The following is an 18,621-nucleotide window of genomic DNA, read 5'->3' as shown; positions in this document are numbered from 1 at the left end:
CTTATCAGGTATGTGTTAGTTAAATACATGATCCATCCACCAGTCTGCGACTTTCGTTTCAATGACTTCTATCTCATAGGCTTCTTTCATTGTTATCGTGATGTCGTATATCTTTCCCGGCTTCGGCGGAGAGGTAAAAGACAATTCGCCATGTACCCACATGTGTCTTTCGGTTTCAACTTCGATTCTGTATTCATTCAATCCGGGATATACGATGACATAACCTGCGCTGTTTGTAATAGCTTGTCCTTCGGGTTCTTCGTTTATATCCCATGATAAGTAAAGACCATTGGCTGGAAAATCATTGGCTTTATAGTTGGTTTCAAACGGGTCGTTCAACGGCTGTATCACTCCACGCATTGCATCTGCAATCAAGGTACTTGGTTGTCGTGCGACCTGCACATTTTTAATTTTCCCATATTGAGCAGTCGTACTACCATCGTCCCCTACCACGGCTTTATTATCCGGCTTAATCCATATCCGAAAAAGGGAGAGCATATGCGAAAATACGATTTCACCTTCAAGATCTTCACCGTCGTCTGTATCACCATCCTCATCAAGGTCAATAGCAGTCGTAATCAAAGGATTCAATGTATTTCCCCAACCGAGATTTGAGCATAGAATATCCTGGCTACCGTCTACATTGCGGAAAATAATCGATGCGCCTAACCCGGCGGTAGAGGAGGTGAATTCTGTATCCTCTTCATCGTAAGGATAGAACAATCGTACAAAGTAGTACTCGCCGTTTTCGTCGTAGAATACTTTTTGGACGGAGGTGCCGGACTCATCCGTATATTCTATACGACCACTATTAGGGATTTGATCCTCTCTATCAGCTATAGGAATAATCGGATTGCCATTATTACCTGTTGTAAAGTCTGTATTCTCGCCAAAGAAGCCCCGGGTAAAGTCGGCTGTTTGTCCGCTCCAAGCCTCCAGGTCGGGCTGTCCACTGATTTTAGACGGTTCGGAGGTTGTATAGTTTACGGTAATAATATTTATATCCAGTTGTTGGGGAGGGAGTCCTTCTACCCCTGGACTATTCTGCGGATTGATAATGCCGCGTGTATTGCGTGCAAGTCCAGCCAAACCTCCTCTCATCATTACAGCAACCTTCTCTTTGGGGGGTGGAGAATCAACCCCCTCTTTGGAACATCCCGTCAGTAACAAGATTGTTATCAGGCCGGTTGTTGCAAGTTTTATGTATATTTTTCTCATCTCTCTCCTGATTTAATAGATATCTAAACCCAGTCCGTCTGGGAAGTCACTATCTGCCTCCCATTCTTTCAGCCAATTCTCTATCCGATCTTCACTTTGGAAGGTAAGGGTCGCCCCATCGGGTGAAATGTTGATAACAAATACCACGATATTACCTGCTGTCATTCGTTGTGTAGGGAATGGTGCGAAATAATAATATTGTGTGCCTCTATACCAAAAAGTAATGTCGATGGTCGCACCTGCCGCATCGTTAATTTCGAACGGCAAAAGTGTCAAACGGCTGTTTTCATCGATAACTAAAGCGACATCACCAGGTTTGATACTTTGAGCAGCATCAGTCAGTTCAATGTTGTATTGCCTGAAATCCGTAATCATATTAGTCCATTTTCCTGTACCGAGGTCTATCGTGGCAGTTGTAGGCAGATTATCGGCCATGAAGGAAAGCCAGTCTACACTGTAGGCTGCATCGGGGTCTTCCGGATCATCATTACCATAGACTACGGGAGCGATCACAAACGAAAGCCAACACAGTGCATGTTTCATGTCGTAAACGACTCGCCCGTCATTCACCTTCTCTGTCGAGTTTCGGTTTTTGTTGAGTACAGGATCAGAATAGAGCACATCTATCATGTCTGTGGGTTCTTCGGGAAGGGTGTAAGTAAGCTTAGGAGTACCGGCAGATGTATTTAACGACATTATCGCACTCGGGATATCACTTGAATGGGGTGAATAGGCAAAGAATGAATTTCTTACCGATAAGTCCACAGGCCAATAAGCCACAGGATTGTATCCCCATGAGGTCAAAATATATTTATCTGGTTCCGGTGGATTTTCTATTCGCTCCAATTCTCTAGTCGCTTTCTGATTATAAATCAGGTTAGGCGTAACGCTCAGCAGACTTGTTTCTACAGGGGCGGTCACATCGTAACTTGTAGAGTAGCCAAAAATACCCATTGAAAAGATAGAGTCTTTATGGATAAGGGTATTGCCTCGTTGCGACTTCGGGAGGGGACTGCGCGTTGATGCCAAGGAGGCAATATCGAAACCTATTTCTTTCCTATCCGTAGGTGCAACAGGCTCTTGCCGGTCGCAGCCTGTCAGCCATATTATCAGATAGCTGTAAAGGACTATTTGTAGAGTTGTTCTTATTAGGTTCATGACTTTATTCTGGTGATTATAGTCTTTCTAATATGATTGAGCCTATGTAGTTTATAGCACTTGCAGGAGTAACAGGGGCAACAGTAGTAGCGGACGTATAGGCATCGACTTCGTTATCATTCATAAGAGGAATCGGATTGCCCGGTGGTTGACGCGCATCTACAGGTTTCCATTTTGCCGCATCATATATTACTTTGAATTCATAATAGCGGGTACCATTGTCACCCCAACCTGTGATGAGCTTTTCTATATCGAATATAATCTGTTCCCCTTCAGTGAAATCATCATCACCGCTATAAGCGGTCATATCAATCTCCACATCGTGACTTACATCGTTCCGCAGGTAGATTGCATAGTATTTCACATTATTCGGCACATTATCAGCAAGATTTTTCTTATTTAAAAGTACGAAGGCATTCAGGGCGGAGTGTATTCTTGCTTCGTCTTTATTTTTCACTCTGGTTATTTCGTTGTTCTTTTCTTCATTACTCATTTGATCGTTCAACTTCGGATTATCAAGCGATATAGGCTGCACCATGATATTGGATCCCCATTGTGCCAGTGTCAGATCAGCGTCGATCATAATAATTTGCAACTCGTTACCGTCTACCGCGATCTGGTAGTTATAGGATTTGTCGGGTTGCCACTCTCCTGGCGAAAACACCAATGAACTGTATTTAAATTCGCTCCCGTCTATTTCAAGAGTTACGTCCATCACCGGATCTTTGCCTACCTCCCTGGCGATGTTCTGCGGCATAAGGAAAAGCATACCGGTAGAAGTAGATATATTTTGCGCCGTAGTGGTCAGGGGAGTGGTGTTGCTTAGGGTTCCTGTTGAGATGTTGAGCGTATAATCAGCGGTGACAGTATCGTCTATATCCCATACAACGGGGTTTACCAAGGGGGTTGTCCCCTTATAATAGAGTCCGTTGAGACGTATTTCTTTTACTTTTATCGTTCGGTTGTCTGTTTCGTCCATGAGTACCCCAGAGAAAACGATACGCGACAGCGCATGGTTGAAAAAGAGGCCAACGGAATTTCCCGATGTATACATCCCGCCTAATTGATCATATACAGGGCTGGCGATCAGTAGGTCTGTCTGGTTGGCGACGGCAGCTGCTACCGTGTAATCGATCACAGGTTTCCCTTGTGTGGCTGTGAGAGTACTATTCAAGGAGGCGGCTGCCGTAGGGCCGTAAGCAAAGAAAGAGACATGATCATCATTAGGCCAGTTCATCGGTTCACCGTAGTTCCATACGGTTCCATTGGCAGTACCGGTTACGGTCACATTGTCCATCAGCGCAGTTTTGGCAGGGTCGGTATTCCATTGGGTATCGTGGCTGTAGGCCCATACTTTAAAGCCTCCTTTAGCAGCTAACCCGGATGCATCGACAAGGCTACTTCCCCGGGTGGAGAATTGCGTAGCAAAACTGATCGGCACAAAGGAACTTTTCTCCGTGTGTGAATCGCTCCCACACGAGAAAACAACAAAACTGATAAGTGACAGTAGTAATAGCCGTAGATTCATATAAAGTAAATTTCATTTGTGACCGGGAAGGCGATCAAACCCGCCCGGCCTATAGTTAAAAAGAGACCTAAGTGTTACTTAATCTTTTTTAAGCGTTACTACACGGCCACCACTTGGAGGCGTTAATGTCCAACCTGAAACAGAGCTTCCAAAGTTAATAGCCGAAGCATTGTCCAAGAACTCAATTCTGATCTCATCGCCAGAATCAAAACCATCAATAGTGCTAATAGTTATTCCTGCTCCAAGAGCATTCGCAACAGCTATCGGGAATGTTGTAAGAGTCGATGTTGTACCATTAGCCGTACTATGACGGGCAATCGCATCTTCGATAGAAACTTTAGTTGCATCTGCTACATGCAGTGTTTCAGCAACTGTGTTATGGTTATCATCTGCCCAATCAGCAACTGTAACTGTAAACGTAATCGGACCTCCCACAAGGAAGCTTGTGAAATCTATCACGTAAAGGTAACGTTTGCCGGGAGCCCATGTCTTGGTATCGAAATCGCAGAGATTAACTGTCATTTGCTTATTCGCTATCTTTGCTGTTTCGTCTGAGAAATCGCCATCACCATCTGTATCAACCGTCAGCGAGAACGTAAAGCCAAATGTACCATCGCCTGCAACTCCAAAGGTTTGCGGCATCAACATCAGACCGCCATTAGTCTGTTTTAGTGATTCTACATTGGTAGATGTACCAGCTGCAAGAGTACTCAAAGCTGTTGCATTAAGAGGATATACATAGGTAGGCGCTCCGGAATTTTGAGCGAGTGTTCCCCAGCCTGTTTCAAAGGTATAGGTACTCTTGTCTTTTATTCCGTTTACTGAAATATTGCTAATATCAATTTTAACACCCGACATTCCCTGAACAGCGAAATTAACCTGCGAGAGAATATGTTGGAAGTTCAAGGTTACAGCCGACTCATCTGTTGCTGCTCTGGCGGCAATCAAGTCTACCTGACTTCCTACACCTGGAATAACGTATTCAAAAGAATGGGTGGTAGCAGAAGTCGAAGTGGCGGCATCAGTGATAGCCAGAGGATATACAGAGTAGTATCTCAAGCCTGTACCTGGTTGGTCGACAGACGGAGAATAGGTCCAATTGGGATTTGAATACGTGAGAGAGAATGTATTGAACCTACTCGTAGATCCTGCATAAAAAGAAAACACAGTCAACCCATCTGTTTGTAAATTACTAATTCCAACCTCCGCCGCTCTCGACTTCACTTGTTTACCCAGCGCTGTTCTAAATTCAATAGCGTTTTTACCATCATTCACGGTTTCTACCAATTCATCTGTGCAGCTTGTTGTTCCGAGGAATAAGGAAATTGCTGCCAATCCTAATAGATATTTCTTCATACTGAAATAATTTAAAATGATTAAAATATTGTCTATGTTATTTAATGCTAATGGGAACTCTTATAATTTCATCATCATCCCAGTCGCCTACCCCGACACCTCCTTGTACAGGATCAACGTGTGGCAAATCAATATTGTCAATCTGTATCGGGATGGTCAGCTGGTAGTGTACCGGTTCTGTACCTCCCATATTATCTCTTATTGTTTCGATCACAGGCTGCACTTGGTCTGTAATATCTACGGTCTTTTCAACTATCGTGTTATCAACAAGTGTTATTCTTATGTATAGTTCATACGTATTGTCAGGTGCATCTATCGGAGGGCCAAACGTTACAAAGACGGGCGATTCTATCGTGCCCCTGTCTTTGGCTGGGTCTGTCATTCTTTTACTATTGAGATTAAACTGATGGGTTACATAAAAATGTGTGGGCTGGCGGGTAGCCATCCATGCCGACCCCACAAAACCATAAAGAGCGGCACTCGCTGAGTAGGCACTCGAGATGTTATTGATCTGAAGTACCACCTGACATTCGTAATTTAAGGCAACGGGAGTCATCTCCATTTCGACCTCCACATAGTTGGAGGGCGTGTCGAAACCATTCTCTCCGTCTTTATACTTGAGGGAATAAGCGCTTGAAGCAGTTATTTCCTGTTGCGTTACAGCCGAGGTCAATAACTCCATTTCGTTACTGGCAATATATTCATCGATCGACTTGTTAAGTCTTCTGTTAGGTTGTGTTTCATTCACCACAGCTTCGAATGTGGCGAGCTGGTCTACTCCCCGGAATGTGATGTTATCCAAATGAGTATCTTCGGGCGAATACATCAGTCCGTTGAATATCATTATATCATATATTCCCTTATCGACAAGGATGGTCGCATTGTCGGAATTGTGAAAGTATTCTTTGACAATAGTGGAATTCTCTGTATTATACGCCAAGGCTGTGGCATTCATCGACATATCGTTGATACCGAGAGACGGTACCCAGTGCGCCTTCAAATACACCATCGGATTTACCATCACGTAGAGGTCTCTCTGCTTGTCGCATCCAACAAACAGAGCGAAGAGGACTATCATAAGGAAAAATCGTTTCATTTCGCCACCTCCTTTGTTCGTTTTAACAGCCAGACAACACTGACACGTACTTGCGTCAGCATCAGCCTACTTACATTATATCTTGTCTCCTGCCACATCAGGTGCCCGTCTTTCGGAGTCGTATAGTGTCTCATTTCGGGTGAATAAAAATAACCACCCATTACTGAGAAATCAATATTAAAACGATCGGTTAAAGGCATAGAATATCCACCACTTAATCCAACCGACCAGTATCCGTCGCCCTGCCATCCATCTTTCCATTGTACGTCGAAGCGGTCGTTGTATGTCCCGTAGATACCGATATTCCAGCCCGTGAGCGGGTTACTTTGTGGATTAATCCAATAACGTCCTTCCAGTGTAGCTTGTTTGGTTTGCAGAGCGTATCGATTGTTAAGACGGGTATAGGCCAAATCGAATCCTCCGGCGATGGATATGCGTCGACTTATGGGTATCTCAATGGCCAGATTAGGTCCACCTAGCAGATCAAACAGAAGGTTTGTTCGCAATGCGAGTGAATAGGTGGTACAACGGTTAACTTGTTGGGCGGAAATAGACTATTACTTCTTTCCTGAGGTATGCTACATTCCTTTTCAATCATTGCAGATGATTGCCCCAAAATGCTTTCTACTGCCATCAATAACAATACGATATAAATACTTATTCGCGAAACTGAATTCATCTTGTTTTTCTTAGAAAGAAGGAGGTAAAAAACCTTCTCTCCCTATAAAACTCTGGTGTTAATATTCGCTTAATAAAAAAGTTATTGAAAACTTGTTTTACTTGACTTGCTTTACTTGACTTGTTTTACTTAATCGACAAATATACAAACATGCATAAAATAAACAAAAAAAACAGCAATAATGTTCAGCAAACGCATGAAAATCATCCAATATGATTCTATATTCTGTGAATCTCCGAAACATTTATCAGGCCATCCTTCCATTTTTCGTTTATTAAAAAAAGAACTACACCCATTGAGATCAATTTAATACTAAAAACAGATAATGTATAACATAATTTAAACATAATAGACTTTTGACTAACTCACTCTTTACTCGTTTTCTACAAAACAGACGTCATATTTTAATATTTCAGGCAAAAGACGGACTGTTTTTAACTATTTATACTGAATCTTCCACCATTTTCTGCTGAACATTAAGAAAAATGATGCTGATGATTCTGGGAACAGATCTAAAGCCTTCAAAAAATAATGCTGATGATTTTTTCAAAGGGTCTGAAACGGGTAAAAATACAGTCCTAAAACCGGCATTTTTTCTCTAGAATGGTCATTTTTTTAAGGCCGTTAAAACAGACAAGACAATATAATAATCAACGCCTATTGTGAAAACAAACTCTAAATACATACGTTTTTCACAAACCGTTTTGTAGCGTATTCCAAATAGACGATTCTCGAAGGGGGTTAATTGACAAATCGTCAAAATTGACAATTTGTAATTTTGATAATTTTGAATCCTTGTTCCCCAAATAGAATGTAATTATCACCAATATACCTCATTGCTGTTGGAACAGAATATTCGCAAAAGAACAGGCCTTTTGCTCTAAATAATTGCTTATATTTGTCTGAATAAAAAAACAGATACCGTGACAGGAGCAAACAGACAATCAGATCTTGCTTTAGATTTTATCCAACATACCGGCACCCATATATTCCTGACCGGTAAAGCAGGAACTGGCAAAACGACTTTTCTGAGACACTTAAAAGATCGCTCTCCCAAACGGATGATTGTGGTTGCGCCTACAGGCGTTGCGGCCATTAATGCAGGAGGGGTGACGATTCACTCCTTTTTTCAACTGCCATTCGGGCCATATATTCCCTCCGAAGGAGGGCAAAAGCAAACCGACCGCACTTCCTATACCAATAAATTCAGTCGCGAAAAGATCAATATCATCAAAAGTATCGATCTGTTGGTAATTGATGAGATCAGTATGGTACGTGCCGATTTACTGGATGCGGTAAGCGACGTACTCAAACGGTATCGTGATCCGAACAAGCCTTTCGGAGGCGTACAACTCTTATTGATCGGCGATTTACAACAGTTGGCTCCCGTGGCGAAAGAGGAAGAGTGGAACCTGTTGAAATCGCACTATCCGTCTACCTATTTTTTCGATAGCAAAGCTCTGTTGCAAAGCGAATATGTGTGCATCGAATTAACGCATGTGTACAGGCAGAACGACAGCACGTTTGTACGGTTATTAAATAACATCCGCGACAACCAATTGGACAACGCGACACTCGATGCCTTAAACGCCCGGTATATGCCCGACTTTCAACCCCAAGAGGAAGAGGGGTGTATCACCCTGACCACCCATAATTACCAGGCACAACAGATTAATACACAAAAACTGAATGCGCTTCCCGGACAAACCTATCGTTTTAAGGCAACTATACAGGAAGATTTCCCGGTATACGCCTACCCGACCGATGAGGTGCTTGAACTGAAAAATGGTGCGCAGGTGATGTTTATAAAAAATGATTCTTCAGCTGAACGGTTATATTACAATGGGAAGATCGGTAAAATTGTTTTTATCAATCAGGAGAAGATCATCGTTTCGGATGAGTTCGGACATACGATTACCGTCGGCAAAGAGACATGGCATAACGTCAAATATGCGATCAATCCCGAAACCAAAGAGATCTCTGAGACGATTGCCGGATCATTCAGCCATTATCCGTTGAAAACAGCCTGGGCCATCACGATCCACAAAAGCCAGGGACTGACGTTCGACCGAGCCATTATAGATGCGGCCGCTGCCTTTTCGCACGGACAAGTCTACGTCGCCCTTAGCCGCTGTCGCACGTTGGAGGGATTGGTATTGAGTAGCCGGATCAGTCATCACGCCTTAATCTCCGACAGCCGGGTGGATAATTACTCACAATCATTACCTCAACGTCAACCGGCAGAAGGACAGTTGCAACAAGCACAATCAGACTATTTCCGGAAATTGGCAATGGAGTTATTCGACTTCGAACCGCTCCAGCAACGTTTACAGTATGCAGCCTATATGGTCTATTCGCATCTGGAGAGACTTTATCCGGAACTTTGTCACCGTTTTTCGACAACACGCGATGATTTCCGGACAGAGATAACGGAGGTGGGCAGTCGCTTCCAGCAACAGTTGAATCGACTGTTAACAACCAGTCCCGATCCTTTGAACAATGCGCTTATACAGGAAAGGATCAGTAAAGGGGTATTGTATTTTCAGGAGAAAATGGCCATATTATGCCCTCCTCTACAACAAGCGAAAGAGATTGAGATCGATAATAAAGAGACCCGTAAGCAGATCAAAAAGGGGTTGGATGGCTTTTTCGAACTATTAGAAATCAAGACAGCCACACTATTTGCTTGCCGAACAGGATTTGATATCACCACCTATCTTAAAGCCAAGGCTGAAGCACAGATTGAACAATCGTTGACCGCTCCAAAGAAAAAAAGTAGGAAAACCTCCGCTGCAAAGAGTGAAAAAGAAACCACTCCGATCGTATCTGCAGATATCCTGCATCCGCAATTATACCAATCCATCCGTGAATGGCGCAATGAACTGGCTTCCCGAAAAGGAGTTCCGGTCTATACGATCCTGCAACAAAAGGCGTTGATCGGGATCACCAACACACTCCCCTCCTCCAGCCGGGAATTATTGGCGATTAACGGAATTGGGAAAAAGGTTTTGGAGGTTTATGGCAAAGAATTATTGGAGTTAGTGGATAAATACAAGGCGTCGATTGTTGAATAATCAAATCAGCTTCTTGTCTTCTGAAATAGCAAATAATCCAATAGAGTCATCGCCGTCATCGCTTCCACGACAGGGACCGCACGTGGCAATACACAGGAGTCATGACGTCCGCGTGCTTTAAATACAGTCTCTTTACCATCCATATCGACCGTTTCCTGTTCCATCAGAATGGTTGCGACTGATTTGAATGCCACCCGGAAATAAATATCCTGCCCGTTTGAAATACCTCCCTGGATTCCTCCGGAATAATTGGTACGTGTACTGATCGTACCCTTGTCGTTGAAAAAGCGGTCGTTATGTTCTGAACCGCGATACAGTCCGGCATCAAATCCGTCACCATATTCAAACCCTTTAGCAGCATTGATCGTCAACATAGCATGTCCAAGGGCTGCATGCAATTTTCCAAAAACAGGTTCACCTAAGCCCACTGGGACTCCCATCGCTACACAGGAGACAACACCTCCAATCGTATCTCCTTTTGATCGGACCTCAGCAATTAACGCTGCCATCTCTTCGGCTTTCTGCGGATCAGGGGTACGGATAGGATTTGTTTCGATCAAACTCAAGTCGTAGTCTTTATAGTTTCCTTCCAGTTTAATCGATCCAATCTGTGACGTATAGGCATAGATTTGAATCCCGTAAGCACGTAAACAGATCTTTGCAACTGCCCCAGCGACACATCGTGCAATGGTTTCACGGGCGGACGAACGCCCACCACCATTCGGATCACGTAATCCATATTTCTGTTGATAGGTATAATCGGCATGAGACGGGCGGTATACCCGTTTCATCTCTTCATAATCGGAAGAATGTTGGTTTTTATTCCATACCACAAAACCGATTGGAGTGCCAGTTGTCTTTCCTTCATAGATTCCTGATAGAAACTGCACCTCATCAGCCTCTTTACGGGGCGTAGTCATCTGGGATTGTCCCGGTTTCCGGCGATCAAGTTCCTGCTGAATAAAATCCATATCCAACGTTATTCCCGGAGGACAACCATCTATCACTCCGCCAACACCCGGCCCGTGTGATTCTCCAAACGATGTCAACCTAAAAATTCGTCCAAAAGTATTCATCTCCTTATAGCATTACAAAAGAACAAACATAAACGAATAAAAAAGGCCGGATCCACCAGCCTTTTTAACTCTATTGAATTGTCAATTATCCATTATCAATTGTCAATTGATCAGTGGCATCCCGAACAACCACATCCTCCATTTTCCGCATGACCATCACCACAATCGCCTTCGCAATCACCACAACCACAACCGGCAGGTGCAGTTAGTGCTGCAATCTCTTCTTCCGTAGGCTCATGCACATCGATGACTTTACCGTTAAAATGAAGCGTCTCTCCAGCCAAAGGATGGTTGAAGTCCATCACAATAACATCTTCTTTAACCTCCAATATCGAACCGTTCAGTCTGTTGCCGTCGGAATCCATCATCGGAACAGTATTCCCTTCCTGAATCATTTCGCTGTCGAACTTACCGTCGACTTCAAATATATTTTTAGGCAGTTCAGTGACATACTCCTCATTATATTCGCCATAAGCATTGGTTGGATCTATCGTGAAGTCGAAATCTCCTCCTTCTTCCATCCCTTTCAAGGCCTCTTCAAAAGCCGGGATCATCATCCCAAGACCGAATACAAACTTTAAAGGGTTTTCGGGAGTAGCTCTTTCCATTAATTCGCGTTCTTCCCCTTCACCCACATGGAGATCATAAGTCACTGCAACATACTTGTTTGCTGAAATTTTCATTTTTATTATTGTTTTGATGTAAATAATCTACGAACAACAAAGATAAGATAATTATTTCTTTTTCATTGCTTTTTGCAATGCGTTCATCGCTTGCTCCAATACAGCACGAGGGCAACCGATATTCAAACGCATATATCCTTCTCCTCCCGACCCGAACATACTCCCGTCATTCAATGCCAATCCTGCTTTATCTACAAAAAAACGAACGAGTGCCTCCTGAGAGAGTTGTAACTCGCGACAATCCAGCCAGATCAGGAAAGAGGCTTGTGGAAGATATACTTTAATTTGGGGGATATTGGTCTGTATAAACTTTTCGACATATCGTACATTTTCCATAATATACATCCGCATTTGCTGCAACCATTCTGCACCATAGGTGTAGGCTGCCGTTGTAGCCGTGTAGGCAAAAATAGTTCCTTCACCCATCCCCCGCGCTTCAAGATAAGTATAAAACTGTTCGCGTATCTCCCGATCCGGAATAATGGAATAAGAGGTAACGATCCCCGCAATATTGAATGTTTTACTGGGTGCCATAAAAGTAAGCGCACAAGACGATGCTGTTTCAGATACAGTGGCAAAAGGATGATGCTTGTGTTGCGGATAAGCCATTTCTGAATGGATTTCGTCCGAAATCACAAGTATATGGTTTTTGGCACAGATTTCTGCCAACCGGACCAAGGTCTCTTTCGACCAGACTATTCCTCCTGGATTATGAGGATTACAAAGAATGAACACTTTACATTCTTTGTCTATGATCGATTCCAACTGTTCAAAATCCATTTCATACCCCTCCGCTGTCAGTCTGAGCGGATTATAGACCACCTCTCTTTTCATTCCTTCAGGAATAAGGCGGAAAGGGTGATATACCGGTGGCTGGATTATGACTTTATCTCCCGGTTGCGTAAAACAATCGAGCGCCATACCAATTCCTTTAACAATACCGGGAATATAGTTGATCCACTCTTGTTCGACCTTCCAATGATATTTGTAATCGACCCAATTAATGATACTTTCAAAATAGTTATCCGGCGCTGATGTATATCCGAATATTTCGTGTTTACACCGCTCTTGAATGGCGTTGATAATAAAATCCGGTGTACGAAAATCCATATCTGCTACCCATAATGGGATCAGGTCTTCTTTTCCGAATAATTCTTTCAGCATATCGACCTTTATGGCATTCGTACCATGCCGATCAATCATTTCGTCGAAATTGTATTGTTTCATATCTGTAGAGTTTATACAGTATCACACTGTTAATGACAAGCGCCAAAGATACAAATAATATTTATTGCTCAGTTTGAAGCCTTTCCCGTAAATAGATGATCCTTCGTTCGGATTTATCTTTCTGAACAGTCATATTCTCAATATCACTAAGCACACTGGCCAGTTCGAATGTTGCCGCTATGGCTTTTTTATCTCCTTCCGCAATATAGATGATATAAGGTTTTCCTCCTGTGTAATCCACTTTGATGCGTTCTTTTGTATGCGCATAAATAAACTTGATCGCATCAACGCCATTTTCGCCTTTGTATGTGACAACTTCTGTCGTATTACCTAAATCCTCAAACCGGTAATTAACCCCTCCGTCATACGGGATAGAAACAGTTTCGGCGTATTCACCGTCAGGAATACTCACTTTAATACCTGTGTGATTAATCGCTTTGGGACCAAAATAGACACTTGCCAGATACATCTCTCCTTTCTCATTTACTCCGCAACGGATATAACAACGTTCGACGTTTCTTTCTACGGTCTGTTGTTTCCAGATATAATTCCCAATCTCCTCATAGATCGAATCCTTTTCAAGGGTAAACGCTTCTTTTAGTTTTTGAAATTCCTCTTGTTTGATCGGCAATAGACTATCACAAAAAGCGATATTACGTTCAGCCTCCTTTATTTCAACCTGTCGCATTAAGGTTAATCCTTCTTTAAGCACTTTAAATGCTTTGGGATATAATACACGAATACTATCGATTTCATTCTTGGCACCAATAAATTCATTCTGCTCATACATCCGGCGAGCATTATCAAGCCGGGTCTGCGCTTTTTTTTCATTTTGATCACAGGCAGTAAACAGAGTTGCTGCTAATACTATATATAGAATTAAATGTCTCATAAACCTACTCTTAATCGTTTGAGGCAAAGATAGGAAGAATTTAATTATCTTTGCAGTGCTTTAGGACTTGATTCTAACTGATGTATAGATGAATTCTTTAGAAAACAAACCTTGGCAAAAGTATAAATTATGTATATCGATCACGAAGAAATCTTACACAAAATATCATCTCGCCCTTTTCGTATTGTATCCGAAATAGCCGACGAGTTACAACTTGAAGTATATGTTATCGGCGGGTATGTACGCGATATTTTCCTAAACCGTCCGTCCAAAGATATAGACATTGTGGTCGTTGGAAGTGGTATCACATTGGCAAAAGCTGTAGCCAATCGTTTAGGAAAAAAGAGTCATCTGTCTGTTTTTAAAAATTTCGGCACGGCACAAGTTAAAAGTGGTGATCTGGAAATTGAATTTGTCGGCGCACGAAAAGAATCATATCAACGGGATAGCCGCAAACCGATTGTGGAAGACGGTACATTGGAAGATGATCAGAACCGACGTGACTTCACCATTAATGCCCTGGCCTTAAGTCTCAATACTGAACGGTATGGCGAATTGGTAGATCCGTTCGATGGATTGGATGATCTTGAGAACTTGATCATCCGAACTCCTCTTGATCCGGATATTACCTTTAGCGATGATCCATTGCGTATGATGCGTGCGATTCGCTTTGCCACACAATTAGGTTTTTTTATTGATCCGGATACTTTTGATGCCATTATCCGGAATAAAGAACGGATTGCGATTATCTCTAAAGAACGGATTATCGATGAATTGAATAAGATAATACGTTCACCCAAACCATCTATTGGATTTGAGTTATTGAACCGTTCGGGGTTATTGGAGTTAATCTTTCCCGAACTATCAGCTTTGAAAGGCGTGGAGACCAAAGAAGGGATAGGTCATAAAGATAATTTTGCACATACGTTGATGGTTCTCGACCGGCTAAGTAAACATACAGACAATTTATGGCTTCGCTGGAGCGCGTTGTTGCATGATATAGCCAAACCTGCCACCAAACGGTGGGACAATCGTTTGGGGTGGACGTTTCATAACCATAATTTCATCGGCGAACGAATGGTTCCTAAAATATTCAGCCGCATGAAACTTCCACTGAATGACAAGATGAAATATGTACAGAAGATGGTTGGTCTTCATATGCGGCCAATTGCACTGGCTGATGATGAAGTGACAGATTCAGCGATTCGGCGTTTATTATTTGATGCCGGAAACGACATTGAGGACTTGATGTTACTTTGTGAAGCAGATATTACAAGTAAAAATCCGGAAAAAGTACGTCGTTTTCTGAATAATTTCCGGCTGGTTCGGAAAAAATTGGTTGAGATTGAAGAAAAAGACCGTGTTCGTAATTTCCAACCTCCTATCTCCGGCGAAGAGATTATGAAAATATTTGGTCTGCCCCCATCTCAACAGGTAGGAACACTCAAAGAAGCCATCAAAAATGCGATTCTTGACGGTGAAATTCCGAATGAATACGAAGCGGCGCGTCAGTTCATGTTTGAAAAAGCCAAAAAGATGGGACTCCAAGCAATCCAGCAGGATAAATAGGAAGTTCTTAATCAATACTCTTTCCAAAAGGAGTCAAAGCCAACGCGGCCAGTTTAAAATGCTGACGTGCAAAAGGTATACCGATAATAGTAATACACAACAAAAGGCCAAACACCAGATGTGTCAGGCAAATCCATATTCCTCCGACGAATATCCAGACAATATTCATCAATACATTTAAACAACCGCCCGAATTCCCACGATCGGCTATTTTTGTTCCGAAAGGCCACAAAGCCACCCGAGCCATTTTCAACGTTTGCAGTCCAAAAGGAATTCCGATAATCGTGATCATCATCACTAAACTGGAAATAAGGTACTCGATTGCGGTAATAATCCCACCTAACAACAACCAAAGAATGTTACCTAATAATTTCATTGTATTATATTTATGAAGGTGTTTGTATCGAATCTGTCTCACTGAACTCCGCAGAAAGTTGTTTTTCTTTGACCATTATAAGATGTAAACTGTCTAACTCAGCCAGCACTTGCTGTTTGACAAGCATAAAACTATCTTTTAGTTCCGGCTTAACCGGTAATGACGGCGGAGCCTCCATATTCAACGGGTTGATCGGCTGACCGTTTTTATGCACCCGGAAATCCAAGTGCGGCCCGGTAGATAATCCCGTAGAGCCCACATAACCTATCACCTCTCCTTGTTGCACATGGCTACCGACCTGAATTCCTTTGGCAAATCCATGCAAATGCATATAAGTCGTGGTATAAACAGAGTTGTGTTTTACTTTCAGAAAATTCCCGCCACCACCGGCCTGAAACCCTTTTGCTACCACAGTTCCAGCCCCGATACTTTTCACGGGGGTACCTGTCGGAGCCGCATAATCAACTCCATGATGCGCCCGATACCGTTTCAACACCGGATGAAAACGAGAGTTGCTAAACCGGGAAGTGATACGAAAAAAATCCAACGGCGCTTTCAGAAAAGCTTTCCGTAAACTATTTCCTTCTTCATCAAAATATTCGAACACGCTATCTTGCGTAAAAGGAAACGCATAAAAATCTTTTTTCTTATGCGTAAAAACCGCCCCTTCGATCGATGCAATATTCAACGCCACCGTATCATCGATATAAGCCACATCGTAAGCTATACGAAAAGCATCCCCTTCTTTCACATCAAAAAAATCGATTTGCCAGGCATATACATCGGAGAGTTTTAGCGCTAACATCGGATCAACTCCCGCTGCTTTCATCACATTCCATAACGAGGAGTTTATAGTACCTTCGGTATACAATCTTTTCAATGTGATTTCTTTATTAAATTCATAAGCGGTCACATGCGCTCCAGCCAGATCGATAATTGCATAGTCTGTGCGTGATTTGGCAAAAGCCATATAACGAATTGCCTGTACACTATCCATCGTCGTAAATGTGGTATACGACATGCCTGCACGCAATTTAGTAGGTTCCAACACATCTTTTGCCATCCGGCTTATACTGTCTGCCATTTGCGGAGAGAAACCCAGACGCGAAAAGATGATCGACAGATTTTCTCCACTTTTAATCAAATACTCCGTGACCTCCAACGAATCGATCGGTATTCCATATTGATAATGGTTTTGAATATTATCTGTCCATTGGGAAGACAGATCTTCATCGTCCGCATGCTGCTTATTAAACTTACAGGAAAAAGTAAGAAACACAAAAAACAATAGAATGGAAAGTGGTACACTCTTAGTCATTATCAAATCCACATTATTTACGGGAATATGTCAAACAGATTACATCCCTGATTTCAACAGGATACAAACATACAAAATTAATTGATACCCGATAATTGCCTTTGCCAATTAAAACTGTATTTTTGCACCTCGTTTTGAATGAATAGAAAGGCAAAAGATGGATTTTTATAAGTTTTTCACTCCTCCACATGGATTAAACACGGAACTATCTTGGCTATTCGCTGGTGCTCTCAGCAATGGAAAAAACGAAGATTAATCGCACCTTCTGTTAATATTCACTAAAACAGACCGCTTTCAAAAACAATTGAACGCTAAAATGCGTCTATTAAAATAACACTTAATTAAAAAGTACAAATGATGAAAAAAGTATTAATGTATGTATTATGTATCCCTGCACTAATCGGGATGATTTCTTGTTCAAATGCCAAAATTGATGCTAAACAACTGGACGGAAAGTGGAATATCGTAGAAGTAAAAGGCAATAAGGTAACCGCCAAAGAAAAAACACCGTTTATGGAGTTCAATATGACGGAAAACAGATTGCACGGAAACGCCGGATGTAATATCTTTAATTCGGCCATCAAATTAGACAATAAAGATGTTTCTAAAGTAAGTTTTCAGGCACCAATATCAACCATGATGGCTTGTCCGGATATGACACTTGAAAGTGTGGTTATGAAAACACTGGAAGAGATTGCTAGCGTGAAAGCCGGTAATACGGACTCCGAAATATTGCTGGTTGATAAAGGCGGAAACACATTAATTGTATTATCTAAAAATTAAAGCATGAGATCGTTTGGGTATATCTGTTTAATCGTTCTGATAGCTGGACTTCTGTCCGGTTGTAAATCTAAAAAGGAGATGATTGCAACAATCGCTGATCTGGATGGGAATTGGAAAGTGACAGAACTGAATGAGCAAAAACTGGATCCGGAACAAAGCCGACAGGTTTTGCAGTTTGACATTCTCCGTCGCCATCTTTCCGGAAATGCCGGGTGTAACCGAATGACCGGAAGCATCGAATACAATGAAGCGATGCCCAACATTATTAAATTTTCGCAGGTTGCTACAACACGTATGGCTTGCCCCAATATGAAAAGTGAAAATGAATTTCTCGGAACATTAGCCAAAGTGGTACGCTTTCAAAAGACCGACGAAGCCAAGCCTATTCATTCCATCGTCTTTTTCGGAACAGACAATAAGCCTCTGATGGTGATAGAGAAGCAATAACAATTCAACTATAAAGAGACTGTTCCAATAACACGGGCTTAAATACCATAAACAAAAAATCGTTTGATAGTTGTCAAACGATTTTTTTATAATTATCAAACGATCATTCGACAATTGTGTAACGATCGTTTGACAATTGTC

The 18,621-nt window shown here is 42.2% G+C and carries 16 protein-coding genes; 4 read left to right on the top strand and 12 right to left on the bottom strand.

Going from position 1 to position 18,621, the window contains the following annotated elements:
- Positions 1-15: 15 nt before the first annotated feature.
- The 6 genes from M2135_RS05040 to M2135_RS05015 all read right to left on the bottom strand — a co-directional run bounded on the left by M2135_RS05040 (position 16) and on the right by M2135_RS05015 (position 6,862).
- Positions 16-1,218, bottom strand: coding sequence for a fimbrillin family protein (locus M2135_RS05040; RefSeq protein ID WP_280747514.1), 1,203 nt, complete (start codon positions 1,216-1,218; stop codon positions 16-18).
- 12 nt (positions 1,219-1,230) lie between these two features.
- On the bottom strand, positions 1,231-2,376 hold the full coding sequence (locus M2135_RS05035) for a fimbrillin family protein (protein WP_280747513.1): 1,146 nt from the start codon (positions 2,374-2,376) through the stop codon (positions 1,231-1,233).
- 16 nt (positions 2,377-2,392) lie between these two features.
- A complete protein-coding gene (locus tag M2135_RS05030) occupies positions 2,393-3,904 on the bottom strand; it encodes a fimbrillin family protein (protein WP_280747512.1) in 1,512 nt (503 codons plus the stop codon).
- A 78-nt stretch (positions 3,905-3,982) separates the two neighbouring features.
- Positions 3,983-5,260 carry a fimbrillin family protein gene (locus M2135_RS05025; RefSeq protein ID WP_280747511.1) on the bottom strand — a complete coding sequence of 426 codons (1,278 nt, stop codon included), beginning with the start codon at positions 5,258-5,260 and terminating at the stop codon, positions 3,983-3,985.
- 37 nt (positions 5,261-5,297) lie between these two features.
- On the bottom strand, positions 5,298-6,356 hold the full coding sequence (locus tag M2135_RS05020) for a DUF5119 domain-containing protein (RefSeq protein ID WP_280747510.1): 1,059 nt from the start codon (positions 6,354-6,356) through the stop codon (positions 5,298-5,300).
- Positions 6,353-6,862, bottom strand: coding sequence for a DUF3575 domain-containing protein (locus M2135_RS05015; protein ID WP_280747509.1), 510 nt, complete (start codon positions 6,860-6,862; stop codon positions 6,353-6,355). Before M2135_RS05015 ends, M2135_RS05020 begins: the two co-directional genes overlap by 4 nt.
- Positions 6,863-7,958: 1,096 nt before the next feature.
- Between M2135_RS05015 and M2135_RS05010 the strand changes: the two genes are divergently transcribed.
- Complete coding sequence (locus M2135_RS05010; protein WP_280747508.1) at positions 7,959-10,109, top strand: HRDC domain-containing protein; 2,151 nt, start codon at positions 7,959-7,961, stop codon at positions 10,107-10,109.
- A gap of 5 nt (positions 10,110-10,114) precedes the next feature.
- Here the strand turns inward: M2135_RS05010 and aroC are convergent, their stop codons facing one another.
- The 4 genes from aroC to M2135_RS04990 form a co-directional block, all read right to left on the bottom strand.
- The gene (gene aroC, locus M2135_RS05005; protein ID WP_280747507.1) at positions 10,115-11,185 is read right to left on the bottom strand and encodes a chorismate synthase; all 1,071 of its coding nucleotides are present in this window, start codon (positions 11,183-11,185) and stop codon (positions 10,115-10,117) included.
- A 110-nt stretch (positions 11,186-11,295) separates the two neighbouring features.
- A complete protein-coding gene (locus M2135_RS05000; protein ID WP_280747506.1) occupies positions 11,296-11,868 on the bottom strand; it encodes a peptidylprolyl isomerase in 573 nt (190 codons plus the stop codon).
- Between the two features lie 51 nt (positions 11,869-11,919).
- On the bottom strand, positions 11,920-13,095 hold the full coding sequence (locus tag M2135_RS04995; protein ID WP_280747505.1) for a PatB family C-S lyase: 1,176 nt from the start codon (positions 13,093-13,095) through the stop codon (positions 11,920-11,922).
- A gap of 61 nt (positions 13,096-13,156) precedes the next feature.
- Positions 13,157-13,987: a hypothetical protein gene (locus tag M2135_RS04990; protein ID WP_280747504.1), complete on the bottom strand. Its 831-nt coding sequence runs from the start codon at positions 13,985-13,987 to the stop codon at positions 13,157-13,159.
- Between the two features lie 129 nt (positions 13,988-14,116).
- Between M2135_RS04990 and M2135_RS04985 the strand changes: the two genes are divergently transcribed.
- The gene (locus M2135_RS04985; protein ID WP_280747503.1) at positions 14,117-15,556 is read left to right on the top strand and encodes an HD domain-containing protein; all 1,440 of its coding nucleotides are present in this window, start codon (positions 14,117-14,119) and stop codon (positions 15,554-15,556) included.
- A 7-nt stretch (positions 15,557-15,563) separates the two neighbouring features.
- Here the strand turns inward: M2135_RS04985 and M2135_RS04980 are convergent, their stop codons facing one another.
- Together M2135_RS04980 and M2135_RS04975 are read right to left on the bottom strand one after the other, a co-directional pair.
- A complete protein-coding gene (locus tag M2135_RS04980; RefSeq protein ID WP_280747502.1) occupies positions 15,564-15,932 on the bottom strand; it encodes a YccF domain-containing protein in 369 nt (122 codons plus the stop codon).
- A 10-nt stretch (positions 15,933-15,942) separates the two neighbouring features.
- Complete coding sequence (locus tag M2135_RS04975) at positions 15,943-17,250, bottom strand: M23 family metallopeptidase (protein ID WP_280747501.1); 1,308 nt, start codon at positions 17,248-17,250, stop codon at positions 15,943-15,945.
- Positions 17,251-17,607: 357 nt separating this feature from the next.
- Here M2135_RS04975 and M2135_RS04970 point away from each other — a divergent pair, with 357 nt between their 5' ends.
- Both M2135_RS04970 and M2135_RS04965 read left to right on the top strand, forming a co-directional pair.
- Positions 17,608-18,033: an META domain-containing protein gene (locus tag M2135_RS04970; RefSeq protein ID WP_280747500.1), complete on the top strand. Its 426-nt coding sequence runs from the start codon at positions 17,608-17,610 to the stop codon at positions 18,031-18,033.
- A 78-nt stretch (positions 18,034-18,111) separates the two neighbouring features.
- Positions 18,112-18,480: an META domain-containing protein gene (locus M2135_RS04965; protein ID WP_280747499.1), complete on the top strand. Its 369-nt coding sequence runs from the start codon at positions 18,112-18,114 to the stop codon at positions 18,478-18,480.
- The last annotated feature ends 141 nt before the right edge of the window (positions 18,481-18,621 follow it).

It is taken from the genome of Parabacteroides sp. PF5-9 (genome assembly GCF_029893105.1).
Taxonomy (GTDB): domain Bacteria; phylum Bacteroidota; class Bacteroidia; order Bacteroidales; family Tannerellaceae; genus JARXWG01.
This window is presented reverse-complemented; position numbering and strand designations above follow the sequence as displayed.